The sequence below is a fragment of the Acetobacter senegalensis genome (assembly GCF_001499615.1).
GTDB lineage: Bacteria > Pseudomonadota > Alphaproteobacteria > Acetobacterales > Acetobacteraceae > Acetobacter > Acetobacter senegalensis.
The window spans coordinates 818,499-842,516 of the sequence record NZ_LN606600.1 but is presented as its reverse complement, the minus strand read 5'-3'; the positions used below and the strand labels follow the sequence as shown (position 1 = coordinate 842,516).

The 24,018-nt window shown below is 59.3% G+C and carries 20 protein-coding genes; 6 read left to right on the top strand and 14 right to left on the bottom strand.

All coding sequences use genetic code 11. From position 1 onward, the window contains the following. Window positions 1-103: 103 nt before the first annotated feature. Window positions 104-1,606 carry an inorganic phosphate transporter gene (locus ASN_RS03705; protein WP_058987248.1) on the top strand — a complete coding sequence of 501 codons (1,503 nt, stop codon included), beginning with the start codon at window positions 104-106 and terminating at the stop codon, window positions 1,604-1,606. A 20-nt stretch (window positions 1,607-1,626) separates the two neighbouring features. Here ASN_RS03705 and ASN_RS03700 read toward each other — a convergent pair whose 3' ends face one another. Beyond that, window positions 1,627-2,052 (bottom strand): winged helix-turn-helix transcriptional regulator, encoded by a 426-nt coding sequence (locus tag ASN_RS03700; protein WP_058989101.1) that lies wholly within the window; start codon window positions 2,050-2,052, stop codon window positions 1,627-1,629. 146 nt (window positions 2,053-2,198) lie between these two features. On the opposite strand from ASN_RS03700, the gene ASN_RS03695 reads away from it, so the two are divergent. Continuing rightward, entirely contained in the window at window positions 2,199-3,260 is a 1,062-nt protein-coding gene (locus ASN_RS03695; RefSeq protein WP_058987247.1) for an SDR family oxidoreductase, read from the top strand. 482 nt (window positions 3,261-3,742) lie between these two features. Here ASN_RS03695 and ASN_RS03690 read toward each other — a convergent pair whose 3' ends face one another. The 5 genes from ASN_RS03690 to cbiB all read right to left on the bottom strand — a co-directional run bounded on the left by ASN_RS03690 (window position 3,743) and on the right by cbiB (window position 11,010). Next, a complete protein-coding gene (locus ASN_RS03690; protein WP_058989100.1) occupies window positions 3,743-5,038 on the bottom strand; it encodes an MFS transporter in 1,296 nt (431 codons plus the stop codon). 74 nt (window positions 5,039-5,112) lie between these two features. Next, a complete protein-coding gene (locus ASN_RS03685; RefSeq protein ID WP_006559524.1) occupies window positions 5,113-6,804 on the bottom strand; it encodes an alpha-keto acid decarboxylase family protein in 1,692 nt (563 codons plus the stop codon). 39 nt (window positions 6,805-6,843) lie between these two features. Beyond that, entirely contained in the window at window positions 6,844-8,649 is a 1,806-nt protein-coding gene (locus tag ASN_RS03680; RefSeq protein ID WP_231948480.1) for a hypothetical protein, read from the bottom strand. Window positions 8,650-9,367: 718 nt separating this feature from the next. Beyond that, on the bottom strand, window positions 9,368-10,024 hold the full coding sequence (gene bluB, locus ASN_RS03670; RefSeq protein WP_058987244.1) for a 5,6-dimethylbenzimidazole synthase: 657 nt from the start codon (window positions 10,022-10,024) through the stop codon (window positions 9,368-9,370). After that, window positions 10,021-11,010, bottom strand: coding sequence for an adenosylcobinamide-phosphate synthase CbiB (cbiB, locus tag ASN_RS03665; RefSeq protein WP_058989099.1), 990 nt, complete (start codon window positions 11,008-11,010; stop codon window positions 10,021-10,023). The genes bluB and cbiB overlap by 4 nt, the downstream gene beginning before the upstream one ends. A 423-nt stretch (window positions 11,011-11,433) precedes the next feature. Between cbiB and cobD the strand changes: the two genes are divergently transcribed. Beyond that, entirely contained in the window at window positions 11,434-12,414 is a 981-nt protein-coding gene (cobD, locus tag ASN_RS03660; protein ID WP_058989098.1) for a threonine-phosphate decarboxylase CobD, read from the top strand. After that, window positions 12,411-13,034 carry a histidine phosphatase family protein gene (locus ASN_RS03655; RefSeq protein WP_058987243.1) on the top strand — a complete coding sequence of 208 codons (624 nt, stop codon included), beginning with the start codon at window positions 12,411-12,413 and terminating at the stop codon, window positions 13,032-13,034. The genes cobD and ASN_RS03655 overlap by 4 nt, the downstream gene beginning before the upstream one ends. A gap of 132 nt (window positions 13,035-13,166) precedes the next feature. Here ASN_RS03655 and ASN_RS03650 read toward each other — a convergent pair whose 3' ends face one another. From ASN_RS03650 to cobT, 4 genes are all read right to left on the bottom strand, one after another. Continuing rightward, window positions 13,167-13,901, bottom strand: a complete 735-nt coding sequence (locus ASN_RS03650; protein WP_058989097.1) for a CbtA family protein — start codon at window positions 13,899-13,901, stop codon at window positions 13,167-13,169. Between the two features lie 21 nt (window positions 13,902-13,922). After that, on the bottom strand, window positions 13,923-14,150 hold the full coding sequence (locus ASN_RS03645) for a CbtB domain-containing protein (protein ID WP_006560182.1): 228 nt from the start codon (window positions 14,148-14,150) through the stop codon (window positions 13,923-13,925). A gap of 181 nt (window positions 14,151-14,331) precedes the next feature. Beyond that, on the bottom strand, window positions 14,332-15,201 hold the full coding sequence (locus tag ASN_RS03640) for an adenosylcobinamide-GDP ribazoletransferase (RefSeq protein ID WP_058987242.1): 870 nt from the start codon (window positions 15,199-15,201) through the stop codon (window positions 14,332-14,334). After that, complete coding sequence (gene cobT, locus ASN_RS03635; RefSeq protein WP_058987241.1) at window positions 15,198-16,244, bottom strand: nicotinate-nucleotide--dimethylbenzimidazole phosphoribosyltransferase; 1,047 nt, start codon at window positions 16,242-16,244, stop codon at window positions 15,198-15,200. The genes ASN_RS03640 and cobT overlap by 4 nt, the downstream gene beginning before the upstream one ends. A gap of 167 nt (window positions 16,245-16,411) precedes the next feature. On the opposite strand from cobT, the gene cobU reads away from it, so the two are divergent. Further along, a complete protein-coding gene (gene cobU, locus ASN_RS03630; protein ID WP_039905815.1) occupies window positions 16,412-16,948 on the top strand; it encodes a bifunctional adenosylcobinamide kinase/adenosylcobinamide-phosphate guanylyltransferase in 537 nt (178 codons plus the stop codon). A gap of 45 nt (window positions 16,949-16,993) precedes the next feature. Here the strand turns inward: cobU and ASN_RS03625 are convergent, their stop codons facing one another. After that, on the bottom strand, window positions 16,994-17,884 hold the full coding sequence (locus ASN_RS03625; protein ID WP_058987240.1) for a sulfotransferase family 2 domain-containing protein: 891 nt from the start codon (window positions 17,882-17,884) through the stop codon (window positions 16,994-16,996). 932 nt (window positions 17,885-18,816) lie between these two features. Further along, window positions 18,817-19,830, bottom strand: a complete 1,014-nt coding sequence (locus ASN_RS03620; RefSeq protein WP_167541282.1) for a serine hydrolase domain-containing protein — start codon at window positions 19,828-19,830, stop codon at window positions 18,817-18,819. An 87-nt stretch (window positions 19,831-19,917) separates the two neighbouring features. On the opposite strand from ASN_RS03620, the gene ASN_RS19845 reads away from it, so the two are divergent. After that, entirely contained in the window at window positions 19,918-20,145 is a 228-nt protein-coding gene (locus ASN_RS19845) for a hypothetical protein (RefSeq protein ID WP_167541281.1), read from the top strand. A gap of 151 nt (window positions 20,146-20,296) precedes the next feature. Here the strand turns inward: ASN_RS19845 and ASN_RS03615 are convergent, their stop codons facing one another. Together ASN_RS03615 and ASN_RS03610 are read right to left on the bottom strand one after the other, a co-directional pair. Beyond that, entirely contained in the window at window positions 20,297-21,406 is a 1,110-nt protein-coding gene (locus ASN_RS03615) for a glycerophosphodiester phosphodiesterase family protein (protein WP_058987238.1), read from the bottom strand. 10 nt (window positions 21,407-21,416) lie between these two features. Further along, complete coding sequence (locus tag ASN_RS03610) at window positions 21,417-23,888, bottom strand: TonB-dependent receptor (protein WP_082666562.1); 2,472 nt, start codon at window positions 23,886-23,888, stop codon at window positions 21,417-21,419. Window positions 23,889-24,018: the final 130 nt, after the last annotated feature.

Sequence of the window (24,018 nt, the reverse complement as noted above, 5' to 3'; positions counted from 1 at the left end):
GGGCGGACACATGCGGAAAAAAACACGGGAAACGGTATTAAAAACAAACCCTTCTTCCTCTATGCAACGGGCGGCTTAACTCAGAAGGTCTGTCCGTTTCCTCATGCTGCATTTCACGCCTGACTCACCGCTTTCCATCGCCATGCTGGCTCTCTGTGGCGTTCTGGTGTGCGTGTTCGAGTTCGTGAATGGCTTTCATGATACCGCCAATGCGGTGGCAACGGTTATTTACACGCGCTCCCTGCGGCCTGCCATGGCGGTGGTGCTTTCCGGCATCATGAACTTTTTTGGGGTGCTGGCAGGCGGGCTGAGTGTTGCGTATGCGCTGGTGGAACTGCTGCCGCCTGATGCGCTCTCCCCACCAGATGGCGCGCCTGCCGTGCCCATGTTGCTGGCCCTGTTTGGCACGGCGCTGGCATGGAATCTGTTCACGTGGCGGGCGGGTATTCCCAATTCCAGCTCTCATTGTGTGATCGGGGCCATTGTGGGGGTGGCCATTGCGGACTCCTTCCTGCACGGCCGCCATCTGGGCGATGGAGTAGACTGGCAGCAGGTGACAAAGGTGCTGGAAGCACTGGCGTTTTCCCCAGTGCTGGGGCTGATTGGGGCAGGGCTTCTGTACGGGCTGATGCGGGCAGTGGTGAAAGACCCAGCCCTGTATCAACCGCCGCCCAAGGGCGATGCCCCACCGCGCGGCTGGGTGCGCTGGCTGTTGGTGGGCACCTGTAGCGCTGTCAGTTTCTCCCACGGTAGTAATGATGGGCAGAAGAGCATCGGCCTGATCATGCTCACTGTGGTCGGTCTGTGGCCCGCCCTCTATGCGCTCAACCCGCAGCAGGCGCACCGGCTGCCACTGCCTGTTGAACACGCCATACAGATGCAGCAGATTCTGGACCAGTATGACCATGACGGCCTGCGTGCGGATGCTCTGGCCGCTGCCGCCCGCCTGCGCGCCCAGAGTGAAGCCGCAGCAGGCCAGAGGATGGATGCGCCAGCACCCCTACCGAACGGTGCAGATCAGACAGGCAAAAATGCCCCCGCAGACTCACAAATGGAAGTAATCGGCACGCAGGGAACCACGCAGCAACAGGCTGTTCTTGGCGGTGCGGCCGATATGTCTCCCGTAGTGCAGCGGGGAGATGTGTTTCAGGTTGTGGCGGGGCTGAAGAAGGTGACGCATCAGGCCGCTGTGCCTGCGTCAGTCAAGGCGACGGCCAAAGCCCTGCAGGCGGAGTTGAAGCCGGTGGTGGAATTTGCCCCATGGTGGGTGCGTCTGCTGAGCGCGGCCTGCCTAAGCCTTGGCACCATGATTGGCTACCAGCGGATTGTGCGCACACTGGGCGAAAAAATTGGCCGCACACACCTGACCCCAGCCCAAGGGGCCTCGGCTGAACTGGTGGGGGCGGGGCTTATTCTTACCGCCGGTTATACGGGGTTGCCGGTCAGCACCACGCATATTGTTACCGCAGGGATTGCGGGCAGCATGCTCGGCTCCGGCAGTGGGGTGCAGCGCAGCATGGTGAGCCGCATTGTGCTGGCATGGCTGGCCACGCTGCCGGTTACCATTATTCTGGCCGCTCTGTTGTTCTACGTGCTGAGCCTGTAAGCCGCCGCGTTCTTTCCCCCTCAAAACTCTTCCGTAATGCTTTCCGGCTGATCTTTCATAGCGGCTTTTGCGGCATGTTGGGCTGCGGTCACGCGGTCCAGAAGGTCAGCATGTTCTATGCCCCAGTGGTAAAGCATTTCGATGGGTTCAATGAATTTCTGACCCATTTCTGTCAGGCTGTATTCCACAACGGGCGGCATGATCTGCTGCACCGTGCGGGCTATGAGGCCCGCCTGTTCAAGCTCGCGCAGGGTTTGCGTCATCATCTTTTTGGAAAGATCGGGGATACTGCGTAGCAGGTGGCCGGGGCGGGAGGAGCCACCCAGCAGATGCAGCGTATGCAACACCATGGTGGTCCATTTGCCGTTGAACAGCCGCAACAGGCGGCGCGGGGCGCAGTGCTCGTCAAACGGGGCGGTGCGGTAGGCGGCGGGAAGTTCTGGCATGGCGGTGTGGGAACCTTTTGGTATCCGGGGCACAAAAGAGTGCCGTATTGTGAGATCAGAGGCAAGCCGCCATTCTTTGTTCAGGCCCGGCGTGCCGGCATTGGCTGGCGCGGGTATTCTGAGTGTTGCAATAGGGAAAAACCAATATGGCACAACGTGCTCTTGTGGTCGGTTCAACCGGTATCATCGGGCAGGCGCTGACCAACCGTCTGCTGGCGGAAGGATGGGTGGTTCACGGTCTGGCCCGCACCCCTCGGCAGGACGGCGGCAGTCTGCCCGTGACGGCGGATCTGCTGAACGTGGAGGCCCTGCGCACCGCTCTGGCGGACGTGCGGCCAACCCACGTGTTTTTCTGCACATGGACACGCCGCGCTACGGAGCGTGAAAACTGCATTGCCAACGCGGCCATGGTGCGCAACGTGTTTGACGCCCTGCCAGCACCAGCGGACATTGCCCATGCTGCCCTTGTAACCGGCCTTAAACACTACCTTGGCCCGTTTGAAGCCTATGCCAAAGGGGCAGCGCCAGAAACGCCTTTCCGTGAATCCATGCCCCGGCTGGATGTGGAAAATTTTTATTACACGCAGGAAGATGAACTGTATCAGGCCGCAGAAAAACACGGTTTTACATGGAGCGTGCATCGCCCCCATACCGTGATTGGCTACGCCATTGGCAATGTGATGAACATGGCTAGCACGCTTGCTGTGTATGCCACGCTCTGCCGGGAGGCAGGCCGCCCGTTCGTGTTTCCCGGTTCTGCCGTGCAGTGGCATGGTCTGACTGATGTAACGGATGCGCGCCAGCTTTCCGCGCATCTGCTGTGGGCCGCAACATCCGCCGCCGGACGGAATGAGGCTTTCAATGTGGTCAACGGGGATGTGTTCCGCTGGAAATGGCTCTGGCCTCAGATTGCGGCATGGTTCGGCATCGAAGCCGCCCCAATGCCCACGGAAACAACGCCACTTGAACCCCGCATGGCTGGCGAGGCCGCAACCTGGGCAGAGATCAGCGCCAGATACACGCTGCGCGAACCTGATCTGGCCCGTCTTGCCTCTGCCTGGCACACGGATGCCGATCTGGGCCGCCCTGTGGAATGTGTAACGGATATGACCAAAAGCCGCCTGGCCGGTTTCACCCGTTATCAGGCCACCCCTGCGTCTTTCTTTGATGTGTTTGAACGCCTGCGGGCGGAACGCTTCATTCCGTAAGACGCAACCTGTGCTTGCCTGAATACGTGTTGCCTTGCTGGCCTGAAACGAAGTGGGCACATTCGCATGTGAAGCTGAAAAGCGACGATAAATTTCAGCAAACGCACGCTGATATAAGGCACTGGCGGAGAGGGAGGCACTGTGCACCGGCAGGGCGGAGAGCATCAGGTCTGTCCTGTTGAAAGAACTGTCTCCCTGTCTGCCAAAATGCCATTTCGCTGAGGCGCGAATGGGGTGCGAGGCTCGACCGCTAACGGTGTGATGGCGGGCTGTGCCTGTCGTCCGCGTTCGGCTCAGGTTTCATGCTTTCGCGCGGGGCCAGTTTGTCCGGGCTGGGGCTGGCGGCTTCAAAAGGATGAGGGAGCAGAGGGCGGCCCTACAAACAAAAACAGGCACGGAACCATCGGGGCGGAGGGCTGCCCCGGATGGTCCGTGCCTGTGGAAAGGTGCCCGTTTTTGAAGCGGGCTTTAGAAAAAGAACGTTAGCCTTGTTTCTGTACTTTCCAGCCGGTTTCCTGCAGGCGGAAGGAGAGCAGAATAGCAATCACAATCCCGACCACCAGCGGCAGGAAGGCGCGGTGGAACAGGGTCATGCTGTCCGTATCGCCGCCAGACATCAGGGCGGACACCAGCGGAGACATAACGCCTGTTGTGCCGAACACCAGAAAGTTCATGACGCCCGCAGCCGTGCCTTTGACTTCCGGCGGGTTCACTTCCTTCATGGAGGAGAACGGGATCATGGCGGCCCCGGAGGCAATGCCCATGACCAGCGCCACGGAATAGCGGGGCAGAACACCAACCGGCACATATAGCGCGCAGAGGGATGCAGCCAGCAGCACCAGCGCGCCAACAATCAGCACGGGCTTACGGCGGCCGATCTTGTCAGAAATCCAGCCAAGCAGCGGGCAGCCAATCACCCAGCCAATGGGCACCATGGACACATCAGATGCGGCAAAAGCCATGGTCACATGCTCACCTTTGTTGAGCATGGAAGCGCCCCAGCCCAGTGCGCCAATGGTGGTGGGCACAAACAGCAGGCCGCCAATAATCCCGGCAAACCAGCTTTGCGGATTGCTGAAGATGATGCGGAACGGCTTGAGCAGGTTGGCAGCGGAAAGATGGCCGTGGTGGGCGGCGCTATCACCTGAATCGCGCGGCATGACAAACCATGTGGCAATGGCCAGACACACGCCAATCACGCCAAAGCCCAGCCAGACTGTCTGCCATGGAATATGAAAGGAGCCGTTGGGGTCAATCAGAATACGGGTGGGTTTGGACCCGAAAGCCGCCCCCGCCATGCCAAGGCACTGCGTAAGCCCCACAAACAGCGCCAGCGTGCGGGCAGGCAGATAACGCGCCGCCACGTAGGATGACCCAACAAACGCGCAGATGGCCCCCAGCGCCTGAATGACATAGCCACCAATGCCTGCGGCCACACTGCCCTGCGCAAAGATAAGGCAGCCAACACTGGTAATGGCAATTCCAACCGGCATGGTGGCGTGCGCGCCATAACGGTCAAGCAGCACACCCACGGCCAGCGCGGCCAGTGCGTACACAATGTAATAGGAGGCAATCATCAACCCCAGATGGCTGTTGCCCCAGGCCTGTGTCAGCTCATCCTGCATAATGCCGGGGGCAGAGCGGATGGCGTATTGATAGAAGTAGAATAACGCACACAAAAACCACGCCAGCACATAAAGCGGCTGTATTTTTTGCGGCTGGCCAGCCTGCGCACTGTTCGGCAACGGCGTGGTGTTGGGCGTTTTGGAAGCCGACATGAAAAATTCCGGTATTTCAGCGGGGATGCCCCCATGCCCCACCAGAGGCGGGAGCATGGGCACAGCCGGTTAAGTTATTTTGCAGGCGGACGGCCGTTTGCTGCGGCCACGTGGCGGCCCCAGGAAATCAGTTCCGGCGTGCAGTCATCACGCGGGATCACGCATTCAATCAGGGTGGGGCCTTCCTTGTTGTCCAGCGCCACTTTTACGGCATCAGCCAGTTCACCCGCCGTGGTGGCGCGCAGACCCTTGCCTTTGCCATCTTCCGCATTGAACGCGCTGATAATGCCAGCGTAGTCCCAGTTCTTGATGTTGTTGTACGGGCCATCATGAATTTCAACTTCAATGGTGTACCCGGCGTTGTTGATCAGGAAGATGATCACCGGCAGCTTGCGGCGGATCATCTGTGCCACTTCCTGCGCGGTCAGCTGGAAGGAGCCATCACCCACCATCAGAATGGTGCGGCGTTCCGGTGCACCCACGGCGTAACCAAACGCTGCGGGAACGGACCAGCCAATGTGCCCCCACTGCATTTCAAATTCCACACGGGCACCGCGCGGCAGTTTGGTGCGCACCACGTTGAACCAGGAATCCCCGGTTTCACCAACAATGGTGGTGTCAGGCGTGACAATACCCTGCAGGGCGTGCTGGATATCAGCGCGGGTCAGTTTGTCATCGCCGCTGCCAACGGTTTCCGTAATGGTGCCGTTGTGAACACGCTTGTACTGAACCAGCGTGGAATCTTTCTTCGGCTTGTTCTTGAAGTGCTCGGCCAGCGCTTCCAGCAGTTCCTTCAGGTGGATGTTGTCAAAGGAATAGCCGTGCAGTTTGGTAATGTTCTTGTCCAGCACCGCCACGTTCGGGCCTTTGGGCCATGCGGTCCAGCCTTCAGTGGAGTAATCATTGAAGATGGGGGCCAGAGCGATAATGCTGTCTGTCCAGTTGAAGATTTCATTCACGCCGGGGGTGGAGGCGCTGCCCCAGTAGGTGCCCACATAACCGGGGTGATCTTCAGGGAAGAAGCTTTTGGCCGCGGCCATGGTGGCAACAACGCACCCCAGAGCATCCGCCAGTTTGATGGCGGCTTCTTCCGCACCGGCGGCGCGCAGGCGGCTGCCGATCAGGATGGCGGGTTTTTCATGCTTTTCAATGAAGGCTGCCACGGCTGCCACGGCGGCATCCAGCGTGTCCTTGTTGGACGGACGCTCATCCAGCACGGCACTGATGGGGCCGGGGGCGGCGCAGGGCTGCGCGGAAATGTTGCAGGCAATTTCAATGTAAGCCGGTTTCTTTTCACGCAGTGCTGTGCGGATGGCGTGGTCGATCTTTTCCGGCGCATCTTCGGCTGAGGTGATGGAAACAGCAGCACAGGTCAGCTTTTCTGCAATTTCCAACTGGTAGCCATAATGCGGCACGCCAATGGTGTGGTGCAGAATGTGGCCGCTGCCGTGATCGTTCGAGTTCGGTGCGCCAGAAATCAGAATAACCGGCAGGTTTTCAGCATTTGCGCCACCAATGGCGTTCAGTGCGGAAAACGCGCCAACGTTGAAGGTGACAACCGCGGCACCTGCGCCGTTTGCACGGGCATAGCCTTCTGCGGAGAAACCGCAGTTCAGTTCGTTACAGCAGTAAACCTGTTCACAATCCTTGTTCATCAGAAGCTGGTCAAGCAGCACAAGGTTGTAATCACCCGCTACGGCAAAGTGGTGTTTGAGCCCGATCTGGGAGAGACGTTCGGCAAGATAGGTGCCTACAGTATAAGACATGTTTTTCTTTCTCCTTGGTGGATGATCGTGAGATCCCACTTACTGGAACGGAAGATACCGGAAGGTAACGTAAACCGTGTTGCCCTCTGTTGTGGGGTAAACACTGTTTCCGGCACCATCATTGCCCCGGAAGGCAAATTTCCGAATATAGGTATATTGCAGGCCAGCCATTACACTGCCGTAGTGGCCCTGCATGAAGTGCCACCATCCCCCTGCGGTCAGGGATGCGAGGGTGCGCGTCTGGGCGTTACAGGTGCCAAATTCAATATCGCACCCACCCAGATCCAGATCTGTCACGCCATAGCCATACTGGTGGCCATCAGCCCCCATGTACCGCTTGCGTCCTGCCGTTTCCACACCGCCATAGGTATAGAGCAGCACGGAGGAGGTAGGATGCCCGATCAACCCCAGAGAACCCATCATTTCCGGCACGGGGGAAAGCTGGCCACGGCCATTGAAGGTGGTGTCTGGCAGCAGGGTTGGGCCGTAGCGGCCAATGCCATCCCCGGCCAGAACATTGCCTGCCAGTTGCAGTTTTTTGGTACCCAGCGGCATGGTCATGCCTGCGCCAACACCGCCGCCAAAAGTGGTGTGTTTCTTGGTGGTGGAGGCACCGGGCGCCACAGAAAGAGACCGGAACCAGCGCGCCAGCCCGAACACTTCATAATGCCCGAAGGAGGTATCCGCCGCCCCTTTCACAATAATGTCAGGCACCGGGTTGTCGGTATATTGCGTGGCGGAATTGAGCAGAACGCCACCCGCGTTGGAATAATATACCCGTGCGCCATGGGCCTGCCCGTAAGCGGCTGGCAACGTATCACCCGACGCAATGGAGGAGGAGAACCCGACAGTTGCCTGTGGGTCTTCAATGGAAAGGCCCAGCCAGTATTTCTGGTTCCAGTCCTTGCCAATGCGGATCTGCGGCACACGGGTAAAGCTGATACCCGGAATCTGGTTGTTGTCCGTTACGGCGGGAAGCTGTTCCTGCCGGGGCAGAATACCCTTGGCGTAGTTGGTGGCAAGGCTCCAGGCCTGACCCATCAGCAGATGAAAGCCCCAGTCTTTTTCCGTAAAGGTGAAGTAGCCCTGCCGCATGCGGGGGGTGTACCCGCTGATCTGCACGCTGTTACTGGTGCCCGCAGCGCCCGCGAAGTCACTTTCCACATAAGCCTGAAGCCGCACGGATTTGGAAGGATTGGCCTCCATCAGCACGGACATACGGCTGAGCTGTGCCGAAAGCCGTTCTTCATCCAGCCCGTGGTTGGGGCTGTTGGCGTACGGAAAATTGCCCCATGCCGTGGCGGGGCCGCTGCTCATGTTGGAACTGCGCCAGATGTTGGAGAGTTCAACAAACCCACCAAGGCGCACGGAAATGCCGCCAATGCTGAAAATGGGCGGCAGTGTATCCACCGCCGTCTGGGTAATGGCCTGCGGGCTTGATGAAGAAAGATCAATATTGGAACTGGTCTTTTGCGGATCATCCGCTTCAGGCATCCATTGAAACCCCAGCGGGCCACCGCCTGCGGTCTGGGATTTGAACGGAAGCCCGGCTGTTGCCGTGCGCGGGGGCGCCATATCTGGCGAAAACCGGATGGACGGATCAACCGGCCCGGAGGAAAGGCCCTGCGGTTGAGCCGTAAACCCGCCATTGCGCGCCGTTATGGTGTTGGTGGAACCCACATGCCCCGCACGGGTGGAGGCAGTGCGTGTTTTGGGGAGGCCCTGCTTGTGGGCCTGACGCTGTTCTATGGCCTCCACCTGTGCGGCCAGCCTGCGCATCTGTGCCTTGATGGCCGCCAGTTCCTGTGCATCATCCGCCCAGCCCAGAACGGGTTTGTTAAACATGCAGAAAATGGCAGTGCCAATCAGCAACCGGGTTTCCAGCTTTTTCTTGCTAGTCCTGTTTTGTGAAACGGCAGAGGTCACGCCTGATCCTTCGGGAATGTACTCTTGCAAAAGAGAGTGAGGTCTGTCTGACGGTGTTTGGCGGGCAGAGACATTGATCTGAATCAATGATTACAAAACGGTAATTATAACAAAAAAGACATCTAGCCCCTATCTATCGGTTTTTCTAAAAAATATTGCCCACACAACAGATATTAAAGTTTTATTTAAGAAGGAAATGCGGTTGCGTTTGTGGCAACACACCGTGGCAAGCACGTTTCCCTTCACTTTTTGTAATGTTACCCCATACGTTCCGGTTTTGACAGAAAAAAATGACACATCTGTCAGAAAATGGGGAAGGGCAGACCGTACCCTCAAAAACCTGAACGGAGAGGGTGCGCAAAAAGCCAGCACGCGAAGGCTGGCTGGGACGGTGAGCGGCCAGACGCGGCGAACCGGAAAGGGGATGCTCCACCATGGGAGGGCACCCATGGCAATCATCCTCCCAGAAAGACGCGCAGCGTCGCACAGAAAAAAGCGCGACAGGCGGACCTGAACGATCCTTCAATCGCCCACCATGGTGCTACGGAACACTCTCACAGAATGCGGGAAAAAGGCGAAAATTTCTTCATCCGGGCAAGAGATTTTCAAATGTCTTCTTGCAGGATAAGCCCGATGTTTACCGCATGATCCATTGTCTGCGGGCGGGGTTGCGCTGTTCCCAGCCTTTGCGTTCCAGTTCTGGCGTATCCGCCTGTTCCTGCGGATAGCCCACACACAGATAGGCCAGAAACTGCCAGTTGGGGTTGACGCACAGGGTGCTGGCGGCCTGCTGCGGGTTCAGGATGGAAACCCACCCCACCCCAATGCCCTGTGCCGTGGCGGCCAGCCAGAACGTATGAATGGCCATGACGGCAGACCACACCGTGGTTTCCGGCATGGTGCCCCGGCCCAGCCCGCGCCCCTGTTCCGGGGCGGTATCACAGAACACGGCAATCTGGTGCGGTGCATCATCCAGCCCCGCCAGCTTGAGGGTAGCGTAACGTTGGGCATCTTCCCCGCCGTGGCCGGAAAGGGCCTGTGTATTGCACCGGGCAAAATTCGCGCGGATGGCGGCGCGGCGGTCTGCGTGTTCCACGCGCACAAAACGCCATGGCTCGCTGAGGCCGACGGAGGGAGAAAGGCAGGCGGTGTGCAGCAGGTGGTCCAGCACGGCGTCTGGAACGGGGTCTGTGCGGAAATGGCGCACGTCCCGCCGCCATGTAAAAAGCTGATCAAGCTGGGTGCGGAACAGGGGGGTGAAGAGGGATGGTGTCTCAGAAGCGTGTGTGGTCATAGCGCAATCATGGAGAGTACGGCGGCTGCCAGCAAGAGCACGCTCAGCAGGGCACACGCCCGTCTGTAAAGCACCAGCCCGCGGTCCAGATCATCCACCGTGGCGTTGGGGGTGCCATCGCCCATCCACACATCATCCACCCGTGTGCCGCCATACTGGCGGGGGCCAGCCAGCCGCAAGCCGAGCGCACCGGCCATGGCGGCTTCCGGCCAGCCTGCGTTGGGGGAGCGGTGGCCCGGTGCATCCCGCCGCACGGCGGCTCTGGCCTGCGCGCGCCGTTCCGCCGGGGCGGCCCAGATCAGGCACAGGGCCGCAAGGCGGGAGGCAGGCAGGTTGATCATGTCATCCACTGTGGCGGCGGCCATGCCAAAGGCGGCATGGCGTGGGGTAAGGTGGCCGATCATGCTGTCCGCCGTGTTGACGGCTTTATAAAAAACAGCCCCCGGCAGCCCGAACAGCGCGGCCCATACCAGCGGCGCCACCACACCATCTGAAAAATTTTCGGCCAGACTTTCCAGCGCGGCCCGCACCACGTCGGCTTCATCCAGCACGCGGGTGTCACGCCCCACAATCTGCGCCACAGCCTGCCGTCCTGCCGCCAGCCCTTCACGCCGCAGGGCTGTGCCAACAGCCCGCACATGTGTCCAGAGAGATTTCTGCGCCACCAGCGCTGTGGTCAGAACACCCTGCACCACAATCATGACAGGGGGCGGCAACACCGCATACCCGATCTGAAGCACAAGGCTGACAACAGTAAGCGGCACCAGCACAATCACCACCAGCGCCAGTATCCCCATCCAGCGGCGTTTGCGCTCGGAGTATTCAGGCAGGTTGAGGGCCGTGTCCAGCCTGTCTATCAACGTGCCAATCCACATGACAGGATGCCCGATGGCCCCCAGCAGAACGGCCGGGTAGCCCCATAGGCTTTCCAGTATAGCGGCCAGTGCGGCCACAGGCAGAGTGGTGACGAGAGGAAAGAACAGCATGCGGGCAGGAGGCTCACAACTCAGGCCGGACGAGCAGGAACACTCATACCAGCCGCCAGAACGGGAGAGCGGACGCACACGCGGCCAGCCCATGGCGCAAGGTGGTAACACATATGCCGCATTGCTACAGCCTGGCACACCCGCCTTGCCAGCAGTATTCTCTCCATCGGGCTTTGTGCGGCAGTCCCGATGCTCCTGCCAACGGAGTGTCCCCGTGTTGGTTCCGCTGTGTCTGGCATGGTAGGGGCTACCGTTCTTCCGCAGGCAGGCGCAAAGGGTGACGGTATGCCGCAGACAGACCCAAAAGGTGCGGTCAGTTCAACAGGTTCAGCAGCGCGAGACGGTCTTCCGGATTATGCGGCAGCCCCGCAGAGCGATAGCCTGCCCGATATCCCCGCCCATGGGGGGCAGGTGCGGGCAGTGATGCAGCATTTTCCCACCGCGCCCCGGCCTTTTTTTGATCTTTCAACCGGTATCAGCCCGTTTGCCTATCCGCTTGCGGTGCCGGAAGCTGCTGCCTTCACCCGTCTGCCCGAAGAGGATGAGGAAGCCGATCTGCGCGCCGCCGCCGCACAGGCCTATGGTGTGGCGGATGCCGCGATGGTTGTAAGCGGTGCCGGTAGCCAGAGTCTGATAGCCCTGCTGCCGTTTGTGCTGCCCGCGCAGCGCGTGTGCCTGCTGGGGCCAACCTATTCCGGCCACCGGCTGGCGTGGCAGGGGCAGGGTATAGCGGTGACGCAGGTGGATGCGCCGGAGCATCTGCATGAAGCCGCAACCCAGCCCGGTACGGTGTGCGTGGTGTGCAACCCCAATAATCCGGATGGGCGGGAGATACCTGCGGCGCAATTGCGGCTACTGGCGGATCAGTGCGCGCAGCATGGCAGTCTGCTGGTGGTGGATGAAGCCTTTGCCGATTTTGGCACCCAGACAGTTGCCCCCTTGCTGCCGCACCCCGCGCTGGTGGTATTGCGCTCCTTTGGCAAGACGTATGGGCTGCCCGGTGTGCGGCTGGGCTTTCTGTTGGCGGAGCCGGTTTTGGCGGCGCAGGCGCGGGCCGTGCTGGGCAGTTGGCCGGTGGGGTGCGTGGGGCTGGCCGCCGGGCGGCAGGCGTTGCGTGATACGGCATGGTTGAGCCACGGCCGCCAGCAGGCGGAGCATGCCCATACCCGCCTGACCACACTGTTGCGGCAGGCCGGGTTGGCGTGTTTCGGGCAGGCCAGTCTGTTCACGCTGGTCACACTTCCGCAGGCTCCGGCTTTGTGGCGGCATTTATGCCAGCACGGCATTGTCACCCGCATCTTCCCCGATCAACCGGGCCGCCTGCGCATTGGTCTGCCGGGCACCGATGATGCCTGGCGCCGGTTGGAAGACGCTCTGCGTGCCTGGCGTGACCCGCAAAAATGAGCGCCAGCGCACCCACATCAGCACGGTCTTCCACGCCGCTCCGGCTTTATGGCGTGGTAGCGTATCTGCCGCAGGCGGTGCGGCAGGGCAGCCTTCCGGCGCGGCATGAGCGTGGGTTTTTCCGTCACGGCCCCAGCCTTACGTCTTTTCTGGCGCAATGGGGCACGGGCGCGGTGCGGCCATCCGTCGTGCTGGTGGCGGACGATGTTGATGTGCCGGTTCTTATCTCGCCAGAGGGTGTGCCTCTGGCGGTGCAGTGTGTGCCAGCCTTGTGCGATCGCGCCTATGGTGCATGGCACGGGCAGGCCCTACGGGATATTGCGGCGGAAAAACTGGCTGCACTTCTGCAAGATGCTGATTTCGCACCGCCGGGGGGTGAAAGTGCACGCCAGTTTCAGGCCCGCATTGGCGCGTGGGCGGAGGGGGCAGATCTGCACGGCACGGCCCTGTTTCTGGCGCGCCCCGCCGTGGTGCGGGCCATGGCTGTGCATGTTCTGGGCGGTAACAGTGCCCTGCCGCAAAAGCTGGATTGCGCCCCCGCTACCCTCAGCCTGTTCACCCGGCAGGGCGGAGACTGGCGATTAAGAATGATGGGCGCACCGCTTGGTGGGGAAAACTGAACCGGGGCGCAGATGAGAAAGTCATCTTGCATCCCAAGGATTTTTCAGGAAGCTGAGCCCTGAGCCCTGAGCCCTGAGCCCTGAGCCCTGAGCCCTGAGCCCTGAGCCCTGAGCCCTGAGCCGAATAAAAGGTTACCGGCGGGACGGGGCGGTGCGATCCGCCAGAACGGGGGTGGCCAGTGCGCCAAACAGCAGGCCCATGGTGCCCCACAGCACAAGCTGCATACCGATGGAGGCTTCCCGAAAGCGCCAGAGCACAACAGCAGGAAAGCCATCGGGCACTTCATTCACATCGGGCAGGCCAAACTGCACCAGTGCAATCAGCGCGATAAACAGCCCTGCTCCGCAGAGGGTGCCGGTCCATGCGCCGCGCGTCTGCGTGATTTTCTGGCCAATCAGTGTGGCGATAGCGGCCACGGAAATGGAAAGGCCGATCATGGCAAAGTAGGTGGCGGTGCGGAACGCCAGCGTGGCGTGCACCCCTACGGCGGGCGGATTGGGCGGGTATTTCAGGTCTGGCACCAGCACCACGGTCAGGAATCCGGCCCCGGCCAGCAGTAGTGCCAGCGCGCGAGGAGACCACAGATTCAGCCGCCCGTAGGCATAGGCAAACACCAGTGCAAACAGACCGCCAAAGCCGGTGCCATACAGCACAACAGCCGTCAGCAGCCCGTAGCTGGCCTGCACTGTGCGGCTGACCAGTTCCGGCTCCGCAGCATGATGGGTGGCTTCCGCCGCGTGGCGGGAGGCTTCAAACGCAATGGCGAGGGCAACCTGTGGCTCGCCAAAAATGCGGGCGAACAGAAAGGCAAGCGCTGCGGCCGCGCAGCCAGCCAGCATGCCACGGCCCAGTAATCGTCCAGCGATCATGAATGGAAAAAATGCGGCTTAGTGGCAGGGAAAGCCGAGCAGATGCCGCCCATCATGCACAAATTCATGCACTTCCTGCCCGGAGATCAGGGAGATGGCACCCTGTTCCGCCCCAACAAAATACAGCAGCACAACAGACAGAACCAGCCCGAACACGGCCCATGGCAGCAGGGCCTGAACCGGAATGGCAACCGGAGCCGGAAGGGCAATTGCGCGTGCACGGGTATGAGAAGTGGGGTGAGGCATAAGGATCAGGCTCCGCTGGTAAAAACGCGTTCCGCGGTGGAAAACAGACTGTTTCGGAGGTCTGACTTCCAGCCTGATCAGCCTGAGGCTGACCAAACGGGTTACAGTGGCGCGACCGTGCCGGAGTCTCACCGGCTTCCCCAAAACTAATACCCTATGGTGAACGGCGCGGAGGGGAGTGTCAATTGTGGAATAGGATAGTCAGGGCAGCCAGAACCAGACAGTCTGCCACAGTGGCGGCCGCCCCCAGCACATCACCCGTATAGCCTGCCAGATGCTTGCGGGCGGAACGCGCAACCAGCCAGCCAGAGAGCCCCGCCGCGCTGATGACAAGACCCAGCGCTGGTGCCAATCGCCAGAAAAGAGGCTGGTTTTCCGGCGGCACCGGCTGCTGTGAGGTGCCGTTTATCAGGACTGTCATCAGCAGGGCTGCGAGCAGAAAAGCAAAGCTCTGTGCCACGGCAAAAGCACCACGGGGCAGCGGCGAGAGGGATCGCGCCAGCCCATCGGGCCGCGCGGGGGGGAGTAAACGTGGCAGCCAGAGCAGTGTGGCCCGGCTGAGCAAACCGGCAAGCGCCAGCCCGCCAACAAGGGCCGGGGCGGGTAAGGCCGCAATGGCTCCGGCACGCACCAACAGGCTCAGGCACAGGGCCAGAACGCCATAACTGCCAATGCGGCTGTCCCGCATGATCTCCAGTTTGCGTTCTCGTGCGTGCGTGCCGTAGCTGTCCGCCATGTCGGCCAGACCATCTTCATGAAACGCGCCGGTCAGGGCGCTCTGTGCCGCCAGCGCCAGCCCAGCGGCGGGCAGGGCGGCCACATGCATGGCTTCCAGCCCCCATGCCATGCTGCCGGTGAACGCGCCCACCGCACCACCCACCAGTGGCCAGCACCACAGGGAACGGGCCAGCGGCCATGGTCCGCTTTGGGCGCGCTGGCGGGCGCTGAGCAACCCGTTGATGGGCAGGCGTGTCAGCAGCCCGATGCCGCAGGCCAGATCCAGCCGGATACGGCTGAACAGGCTCTCGGCAAAGGGGCTGGTGCGGGTCATGCGCGCTCGGAGACCGCCGCCTGCGCGAACGTGGCCATGCCCGTGTGGCAGGCCAGCGCCGCCCGCACAATGGGCACCGCCAGCGCCGCACCGGAGGCCTCGCCCAGTCTCAGGTCCAGATCAAGCAGCGGGCGCAGCCTTACCGCCCGTGCCAGCCGGGCGTGCCCTGTCTCTGCCGAGCAATGGGAGAGCCATGTATGGGCCAAGCCGTGCTCGGCCAGCCGGGCCAGAGGTGCCACGGCGGCGGTGCACACATACCCATCCAGCATGACCGGCACGTTTTTGTGGCGGGCTGCCAGCGTGGCCCCCAGCAGGGCTGCCAGTTCATACCCGCCCAGTGCGCGGGCGGTTTCAAGCGGGTCACCCAGCAGGGCGGCGTTATGGGTCAGCGCGGTTTCAATCACGCGGGCCTTGTGCCGCACGCCTGCATCATCCAGCCCCGTGCCCCGTCCGGCCCACAGCATGGCGTCTCCACCAAACAGGGCTGCGGCAAGGGCTGCGGCTGCGGTGGTGTTGCCAATGCCCATCTCGCCTAGGCACAGCAGATCGCATTCCTCGGGCACAGCGTTGTAGCCGGTCTGCACGGCCTTCAGAAAATCCATCTCCGTCATGGCGGGGCCGGTGGTGAAATCTGCCGTGGGGGCCAGATCATGCACCGGCACAACACGCAGTTCTGCCTGTGCCTGCCGTGCAAGCTGGTTGATGGCCGCGCCACCCTGGCGGAAGTTGTGCACCATCTGCGTTGTCACTTCCGGCGGCCATGGCGAGACCCCTTGCGTTACCACGCCATGGTTGCCCGCGAACACCAGCACCAGAATATTTTCAAGCCGGGGCGTTCTGCGCTGCTGCCAGCCGCCCAGCCATGCGGTAAGGCCCTCAAGCTGGCCAAGGCTGCCGGCCGGTTTGGTCAGGGTTGCTTCCCGCGTGGCAATGGCCTGCTGGCAGGCGGTATCCGGCGTGGGCAATTGCTGGCAGGCGGCGTGCAGGTCCGTCATGCTGGAGAACAGGCCGTGTGGTGTGGAGAAAGGGGAGAGTGGTGGCATGGCCTCACTGTGTGCTGTTATACGCGCCCATGCAAACGGAAGCAGAAAGCGGATAGCGCATGAACACGTTCAGGCTCAAGACGGACCCCGGCATGCCAGAGGCCAGCCAGACGACGTGCCCGGATGGGTCTTCCGCCTCTCCTGCGCCTGATCAGGCAGAGCAGCAGATGTTTGAAGCTGGCGGTATGGGGGCTGCCACGCTGGTTCTTGGCGGCGCGCGTTCCGGCAAAAGCCGCCATGCGGAGGCACTTGTGACCGCCCTGCCTGCGCCATGGGTGTATCTGGCCACGGGCCGCGCGTTTGATGCCGAGATGCAGGCCCGCATTGACCACCACAGGACCAGCCGGGCAGAGGGCTGGATAACGGTGGAGGAGCCGGTGGATGTGGCCCATGTGCTGCGTGCCCATGCAGAACAGCCGTTATTGCTGGATTGTCTTACCCTGTGGCTGACCAACCTGCTGCTGGAAGAGCACGATATTCCGGCAGCCACCCAAAACCTGCTGGCTGCTCTGGCCGAACGTCAGGCCCCGACCGTTCTGGTGGGGAATGAGGTAGGATTGGGTATTGTGCCGGAAAACAAACTGGCCCGCCGCTTTCGGGATGAAGCCGGATTTCTGCACCAGACACTCGCTGCACAGGTGGGGCGCGTTCTGTTTGTTGCCGCCGGGCTGCCGCTGGTGTTGAAGGAGCCGCCCCCGCGTTAGAGGCTCTGGCGGGCTCCTTGATTTCACTGTTGCCGGTGGCTGCTTCTATCTTTGAGCGGCCATGGTGTTGGCTGACAGAGCGGCAGAAAATGCAAGCGCCGGTTCTGTGGGGATCACGAACGCCCCGGTGCTTTTTATGTCTGCAGAAAGTGCTGCTGCGTTATGCGTGGGGAGTACGGGCCGGGCTGTGGCAGAATAGGCATGAACAGGTTTGATATAAGCCTGAAGTTGGTAATCATCCTTATATAAAGAAATGATTTTGTCTTTCTGGCTCTGGGGTATCTGGGTGGTAAAGCGCTGCGTGGTATTGAACCTGCGCACGTTTCCCTGCCGCAGCCCCGGCACAAACGCATGCAGATGATTGATGTCTTTCATGTCAAACAGCATCTGAATGGCAAAATTGCCTTGCCTGTCAGTCAGGTACCAAGTCTGAGGGCGTAGAACATGATCAAGTTTGTAGATGGAGGAGGCTCCAGCCACAAATTCAATCATCCGGTCCAGGGTGGTTAAGTCTGCGTAGTGTTTTACAAAATCCGGATGCAGCCTGATCTCGCTGCCGCCACCATTGCGGATAAAATCATAGGCGGAGAGGAAACGCTCCACCGGGTCTCTCCACAAGGCAAAGCTGGGCAGGGTGTAAACAAGATCCGGTGCGTGGCGAAGGTAATAGCGGATACTTTCATGCCGCATGCGGCAGCCGTACAGGTCCTGTGTTATGGCGCTGCCCGCGTTTTTGGGCACATGGATGAACAGAACCCCTGTGTCACGGATAATGCGCAGCCGTTCTTCCCGTTTCTTGCCCAGCGGCAGGGAGAGGTTCCAGTCCACATAGCGTTCCTGAAGATCGCCATGCAGCGTAACGCCACAAAGCCGCTCCATTGTCTTTTTACGCAATGCCTGCGCCTGCGTCGTGATACGGGAAAAGGTAGAAGGCATGCAGTAAAAGCCTTAGGTAAAAGGCAGAAGGAGTAAATATTAATCTGTAGAAACTTTGCGCAGCAGAATAATATTAATTGGATAAGGCGTGTCTCTCGGCCGGAGTGTAGTGCGGAGAACGCAGCGGTGGGAACAGGAAAAAGAAACAATTCTGTTTTTATTTCAGAGTTGATAAAAACCGCTGCCCTTTATGGCGGTAATATTTTGAAAATTTAATCTATCACCAGATTACCTCACGCTCTCACGCTCTCACGCTCTCACGCTCTCACGCTCTCACGCTCTGATGATCTGATGATCCGTGTGTGGCAAAGGCGTGCGGGCTTTCTCTATGTGCAGGAGGGTTACATAGGAGCGGAGGGACTGCAGGCGTTGGTCGCAAGCGCAAAGGGCGTTGAAAAATCCAGCCTATCGGTAGCGTGCGCTTCGTCGTCTAGCGGATAGTGCATAAGGACGCCCGGTGAGCTTGCTTGCCGCCATGGGAGGCTCAGCGTCAACGTTATGGGCGGGGGCAGAACCGCATCAACCCGGAATGGTCCGCACTCTCCCGAGGTCGTTGCGTTGTGCGACGGCACATTATGCTCTCTACTTCCTCACGGTCGCCTTGCTCTCCAGACATCATCATTTTCAATGATCCCGAAGTCAGTCAGCCATTCCCTTACTTCGAGCCCCCGCGCGATTGTCAGTTCGGCTTCCCCGTTCGACGCAGAGTGTTTCGATTTTTCACAGCGAGCGTTTGATCGATGCTTTTTGGGCCGAGGTGAGCTTGTGTGAAATCCGTCTCACCCAACAACCGGAAGAGACACATATCCGGGGAGAGATGTGGTCCTTTTGGGTTTGCCCTAAACATCAAAGGGCGGGGTGCGCAGCATTCTCTTTCCGGCTTATCATGCTGTCGGAAAGAGAATTGGGCTCTCACATACAAGGGGCTGCGTCTAAGGCGTAAGCATTGTGTAGCCAAGCCATTTCAGGGAAAGCGGGTTTATGCCAAGTGTTTCCTTGAGTAATGAGGGCGCAATGGCCAACCCGTTCTGGCTATTGGTAAAATACACCATGGCATCATGATGTTGCAGGTCCATGGCGACAAACGCCTTGTAAAAAATGTTGTCTCCCCAATGCCAGAGATAGGAGTGACCGCCTATACGCTCTATCCCCCAACCCAGCCCCCAGAATAGCGTGGAGGAGGGTGGTGCTGGCGGTTGATCCGTGCAGTAGGTGCAGAGCATGGTGAGCGTGCTTTGGGGACTTTCCATCATCCGCAAAGTGGCTGGCTTCAATCCTTTTCCATCAAGAACGGCCTTTAGAAAAAGCGCGTAGTCCTCGGCTGTTGTCTGGAGACTATAGGCCGCATTGCCTGTGCTTTCAAAAGGATCATGCGGCGCGCCGGTGTCATCATATCCTTTGGCCGTTTCAGGAACAGTGTGGGAGAAGAACGTGGAATGGACCATCTGCAATGGCCCGAAGACACGGTCCTGAGCACTATCCGCTAATGGTTTTTTCTCAATATATTCGATAACTTTCTGAAGATACACATATCCTTCACCAGAGTAGCTGAACCGCTCGCCGGGCTGGAAATGGATTTTCAGTTGTCCACCATGGGGTCGCCAGTCAGGAAAGCCAGTCCTGTGGCTGAGCACAATACGCGCCGTGATGGATTTCAGCCTTGGGTCATCCGTAATTTCGTTCGGCCAGTACTGAAACAGGGGCGTATCAAGATCAATTTTTCCTTCATCACTCAGTTGCAGAACAATATAGGCAAAAACAGGCTTGCTGAGAGAAGCTGCGCTAAAAAGCGTCTGAGCCGTTACGGGCGTGTTTTTCTCTTTGTCTGCAACGCCAAATTCATGCGTCCATTGAATTGCGTTATTGTGAATGACAGCAATGGAAAGCCCCGGTATGCCCGCTTTTTTCATCAAAAGCGGACTATCCTGCATCAATGTGGCGGCCATATTTGGCTCAGCCAGACACATTACGGGGAGAGCAAAAAGAAACACCGCCGCACCAAAGCCCGAGGCAATCTGTTTCAGGGAAATGCGATGACCTGTTTTTCTGATTATGCCCATGCTTTTACCACCGTCCGCCCTTTTTCTTTCATCCTTGCGGGGCAGTTTCAGCCATTTCCATCTCGTTTTGAAAGTAAAAAGAAAGGGGGCAGGGTACGGGCCCTCGCATCGCTGTGCCAACAAGCCGGGGCCACGTTTACTTCTGCATGGTCTGCGCAGGAACTTTGGAAAAATCCACGTCAGAAATCCATCCCGGCCTGAAGGAAAACATAACGACCGATGACATTCTGGGCATATAGCGCCAGATCGGTCCAGCATCCTGACTGTAAGTGAAGGGTGGCCTGCGCTACAAAAAAGGCCACGGAGCAAAGATGCTTTCCGTGGCCTTGGTGGCGGAACAGGTGTTCAGGGTTCAGATACGGTCCACAGCCTTGCGGCCGATGGCGGGATCATCGGTGAAGAACCCGTCCAGCCCCATATCCAGATAGCGGCGTATTTCGGCTATGGAGCCATCGACGTTGCGGGCGGCGTCTCCCTCGTTATTCCGAAGCTGGCGCGGCAGGAACTTGTTTTCTGGGCGGCAGGTATAGGCATGCACCAGCAGGCCTGCCGCGTGGGCATCATCCACCAGAGTGGTTGGTTCCTGCCATGCCCCTTGTGCGTCACGCGGGATAAGGTCTGTCAGGGAGGGGCCGATGACATCAGCGTAGGTACGGATATCTTTCAGCCCTTCCGGTTTCATCAGATCACCAAAGGTCGTTTTCTGTCCTTTGGCGGCAAGATCAGGTGGGGTCTGGTTGCGTTCGCCCATCAGGAACATCAGCCGTGCCTGCGGGTTAATGGCTTTTACGGCGTCTTTCAGGCGGCGCAGGTTTGTTGTTTCAAAAGACTGCACTTCAAGCGGCGCGAATTGGGTGTAACGGTGCGCGGCAAGAATGCGCAGGAAAGTGGCTTCCGGGTCAAACCCCAGCGCATGGAAATGCGTGGAACTCTTTACTTCGGGTATCAGGCCAATGACGCGGCCCCGTGCGGCGGATTCCGCCGCCACGAAGTCGATCATTTCCTCAAAGGTGGGAATATCAAACTGGCCGTTATAGCGGGTATTGTGCACGCGCAGGGTGGCAAGCCGTTCACGCGCGCGCAGCGTTTTGAGTTCCGCCAGCGTGAAATCCGTGGTGAACCAACCCGTCTGCTGCCGGCCATCAATGCTCAGGGTACGGCGGCGGTTGGCAAAGTCCGGCCTGTCTGCAACATCCGTGGTTTCGGCAATATTGCTTTCATGGCGGCAAACCAGAATACCGTCCTTGGTTGGCACAAGGTCTGGTTCTACAAAATCAGCGCCATCTGCAATGGCTTTTGCATAGGACGCCAGCGTGTGTTCCGGGCGCTGGGCGGAGCAGCCACGGTGGGCGAACACAAGCGGCTTTGGCACCAGGGACGGAGCCGCCCAGCTACGTGTGGCGCCCAGAACGCTGGCCGCGCATGTGGCGGCCAGAACAGAGCGGCGGGAGTAATCAGCCATCAGGAGCCCCTTAGAACGTTGCGCTGAGTGTAAGGAAATACATGCGCGGCGCAATGGGGAATGCCGTGTACTGGCCGGAGGCGTTGGTGGTGTTCAGGGTGGACCAGCCTTTTTCGTTCGTCAGGTTGGTGATGTTGCCCTGCACCCGTAGGGAGCGGATGTGCGGAATACCCTTGATGTCATACCCAGCGTTCAGACTGAACAGGGCATAGGGGCTGGCGTGCAGATCATTGGTGAAGGTGGTGTAGCGTTTGCCAACCACATCGCCAATGAACTGTGCATCAAAATTACCCCAACGGGTGGAGGCTACGAATTTTTCTGTCCAGTTGGGCACGCCCGCCACGTTTCTGCCTGCGGTATGCACCACCGCCGTGCCGTTCATGTAGTTATCGTTATAAACGGATTTGTTGTAGGACAGAGCGTTATAAAATGAAAAATGCGGCCCGAACTGCGCGGTGAAGGAGAAATCCATCCCATCGGTAGAGACGGAGCCCACGTTGGTCAGTGTGGTGGCGCTGCCCACAATGGAGGAAAGCGTCTGGGTGGATGCCACGGCCAGCAGACGGTTTGAGAAGTGGACGTGGTAATATTCAAGCTGGCCGCTGATGTTGGTCAGCGGGCCCGCATTCAGGTGGCGGTTGGTTCGGAAACCTGTTTCATATGTCCAGGAGGTTTCAGGCTTGCCGTGCTTCTTGAATTCTTCAAACGCGGCCTGGCTGGTGACACCCCACGGGGTGGCGTTGCCATACCCTGCGGCTTCAAAAGACCGCATGTTTTCCTGAATGTTGGCAAACCACTGCTCATGCGGGGTGATGTTCCACAACGCACCAAAGGCGGGCAGGAATGGCTTGACGGAGGCAATGGTGCCACCCGGAACGGTGATGGCCGTTGAGGGAGACAGAGAACCCGGAAGCCCCGCCACCGGCAGCGTGCCGTTGGTGTAAACCAGTTCAGACTTGAACCCGGCATTCAGCGTGAAGTTCTTTGAAATCTTCCACGTATCCTGCAGATGCGTGGTCCAGGTGTTGGTGTAGAAATAGTTGGTGTACTGGTTGATTAAGGCGTTCTGCTGGCGATCATACGGGGTGGTGGGGTTGTTCACATCAAACGGATACCACCGCCGCGCCTGCGTGTTGTTGTTGCGTTCATACCAGCCGCCCAACTCGATGGTATGCTTGCCAACGCGGTAGTGCAGCGTGCTGGTGATACCGCCGCGGTTATCCCAGTATTCCGTGGTACGGGTGGCCATGCCGGAGCCGCCAAACACATCTGAAAGCTGAGAGGAAGACTGGTTGGGGAAGTAGGCCGAGAACAGTGTGGGCAGCCCGGCTGCCGTAATGGGGCCTGCCACAACACCTTCACCCAGATCATGATGATAATAGATGTTGGTGTCCCATTTCAGGTTGTCACTGAAATCATGGTGCCAGTTGGCATACATCAGGTAATCCTGACGCTGCGCGGCGGAGTAATAGTTGCGGTAGTTCAGGCCGGAAGACGTATAGGCCGAAGAATTCTGATAATATTTGATGGCTTCATTCAGGTTGGGATACATGAAGGGCCGCACATACAGCGATCCTCCGTTTGGCATGACAATGCCGTCTTCGTTCGGTTCAACCTTGTCAGACCAGTCGAAAAACACACTGATTTTGTTTTTCTCGTCCTGATGCACAAACTTGGCGTTAACCTGATTGCCGCCCTGGTGGCCTGCAAAATCCCACGCGCGGGCATCCTGCCGCGCCCAGGACACGTAAGCGGAGTTGCCGTTGCCAAAATCACCCGTGTCGATACGGGCAAAGGTGCGGAAGGTGGACCAGCTACCAAAAGTCTGGCTCAGCTGGCCGCCCAGTTCATGCCGCGGGTCTTGCGATGTGAATTCAAGCGTGCCGCCAAGGTTACTGGTGGAGGCCGTGCCCAAAGCGCCCGCACCGGTGGAGACGGATGCAGAGCCTACGTTTTCACTGATAACGGCGCGCTGGGGGGAAAGGCCGTTATAGTTCCCGTAATCCTGATCACCCAGCGGAATGCCATCAAGCGTATAACCAAGCTGGTTTTTGGCAAAACCGTGAATGAAGAGAGAGGAGTTCTGCTCGTTATTGCCCCATGGGTCTGCGTTGTTGAAGACCACACCGGGGAGAATCTGAAGGGATTTGATCGGGTTGATGCCAGGCAGGGTGCGCTGCATCTGGATGTGGCCCACCGTCTGCTCGGACCGGCTGTGGCGGCCGGTGGCAATAATCTGTTCTTCCGCACTGGCGTGGGTCGCTTTGCGTGCGCCAGCAGTCTTGCGCGGGGTAACGGCTGCGGGTGTCGCGGCCACAGGGGTGGCGGCAGGGGCTGCCGGGGTAGCCGTCGGGACCGCCTGCGCCGCATGGCGAGACGTATGATGCGTTTTGGAGGGGGTGGCCGCATGGGCCACGGAGAACGCCAGTGGCGAACAGAACAACCACAGAGCTGTGCGACGGGGGGAAGACAGAAAGTGCATGAAAATGCTGTGCCCTGGATGGTTAGAAGCCACTGCTTCATAAAAATGAAACCCGCTGAATAAGAGTGACACTTTTATGAAAAAGGCAGTTTTGCGCGGGTGTGCGGCGTTCGTGTCACAGTCACGTCAT

What these genes read in the sequence shown, in the direction of transcription:
- ASN_RS03705 (WP_058987248.1), top strand. Translation starts at nt 104, where the DNA reads ATGCTGCATTTCACGCCTGACTCACCGCTTTCCATCGCCATGCTGGCT.
- ASN_RS03700 (WP_058989101.1), bottom strand. Translation starts at nt 2,052, where the DNA reads ATGCCAGAACTTCCCGCCGCCTACCGCACCGCCCCGTTTGACGAGCAC.
- ASN_RS03695 (WP_058987247.1), top strand. Translation starts at nt 2,199, where the DNA reads ATGGCACAACGTGCTCTTGTGGTCGGTTCAACCGGTATCATCGGGCAG.
- ASN_RS03690 (WP_058989100.1), bottom strand. Translation starts at nt 5,038, where the DNA reads ATGTCGGCTTCCAAAACGCCCAACACCACGCCGTTGCCGAACAGTGCG.
- ASN_RS03685 (WP_006559524.1), bottom strand. Translation starts at nt 6,804, where the DNA reads ATGTCTTATACTGTAGGCACCTATCTTGCCGAACGTCTCTCCCAGATC.
- ASN_RS03680 (WP_231948480.1), bottom strand. Translation starts at nt 8,649, where the DNA reads ATGTTTAACAAACCCGTTCTGGGCTGGGCGGATGATGCACAGGAACTG.
- bluB (WP_058987244.1), bottom strand. Translation starts at nt 10,024, where the DNA reads ATGACCACACACGCTTCTGAGACACCATCCCTCTTCACCCCCCTGTTC.
- cbiB (WP_058989099.1), bottom strand. Translation starts at nt 11,010, where the DNA reads ATGCTGTTCTTTCCTCTCGTCACCACTCTGCCTGTGGCCGCACTGGCC.
- cobD (WP_058989098.1), top strand. Translation starts at nt 11,434, where the DNA reads ATGCAGCATTTTCCCACCGCGCCCCGGCCTTTTTTTGATCTTTCAACC.
- ASN_RS03655 (WP_058987243.1), top strand. Translation starts at nt 12,411, where the DNA reads ATGAGCGCCAGCGCACCCACATCAGCACGGTCTTCCACGCCGCTCCGG.
- ASN_RS03645 (WP_006560182.1), bottom strand. Translation starts at nt 14,150, where the DNA reads ATGCCTCACCCCACTTCTCATACCCGTGCACGCGCAATTGCCCTTCCG.
- ASN_RS03640 (WP_058987242.1), bottom strand. Translation starts at nt 15,201, where the DNA reads ATGACCCGCACCAGCCCCTTTGCCGAGAGCCTGTTCAGCCGTATCCGG.
- cobT (WP_058987241.1), bottom strand. Translation starts at nt 16,244, where the DNA reads ATGCCACCACTCTCCCCTTTCTCCACACCACACGGCCTGTTCTCCAGC.
- cobU (WP_039905815.1), top strand. Translation starts at nt 16,412, where the DNA reads ATGTTTGAAGCTGGCGGTATGGGGGCTGCCACGCTGGTTCTTGGCGGC.
- ASN_RS03625 (WP_058987240.1), bottom strand. Translation starts at nt 17,884, where the DNA reads ATGCCTTCTACCTTTTCCCGTATCACGACGCAGGCGCAGGCATTGCGT.
- ASN_RS03620 (WP_167541282.1), bottom strand. Translation starts at nt 19,830, where the DNA reads ATGGCCGCCACATTGATGCAGGATAGTCCGCTTTTGATGAAAAAAGCG.
- ASN_RS19845 (WP_167541281.1), top strand. Translation starts at nt 19,918, where the DNA reads ATGACCTGTTTTTCTGATTATGCCCATGCTTTTACCACCGTCCGCCCT.
- ASN_RS03615 (WP_058987238.1), bottom strand. Translation starts at nt 21,406, where the DNA reads ATGGCTGATTACTCCCGCCGCTCTGTTCTGGCCGCCACATGCGCGGCC.
- ASN_RS03610 (WP_082666562.1), bottom strand. Translation starts at nt 23,888, where the DNA reads ATGCACTTTCTGTCTTCCCCCCGTCGCACAGCTCTGTGGTTGTTCTGT.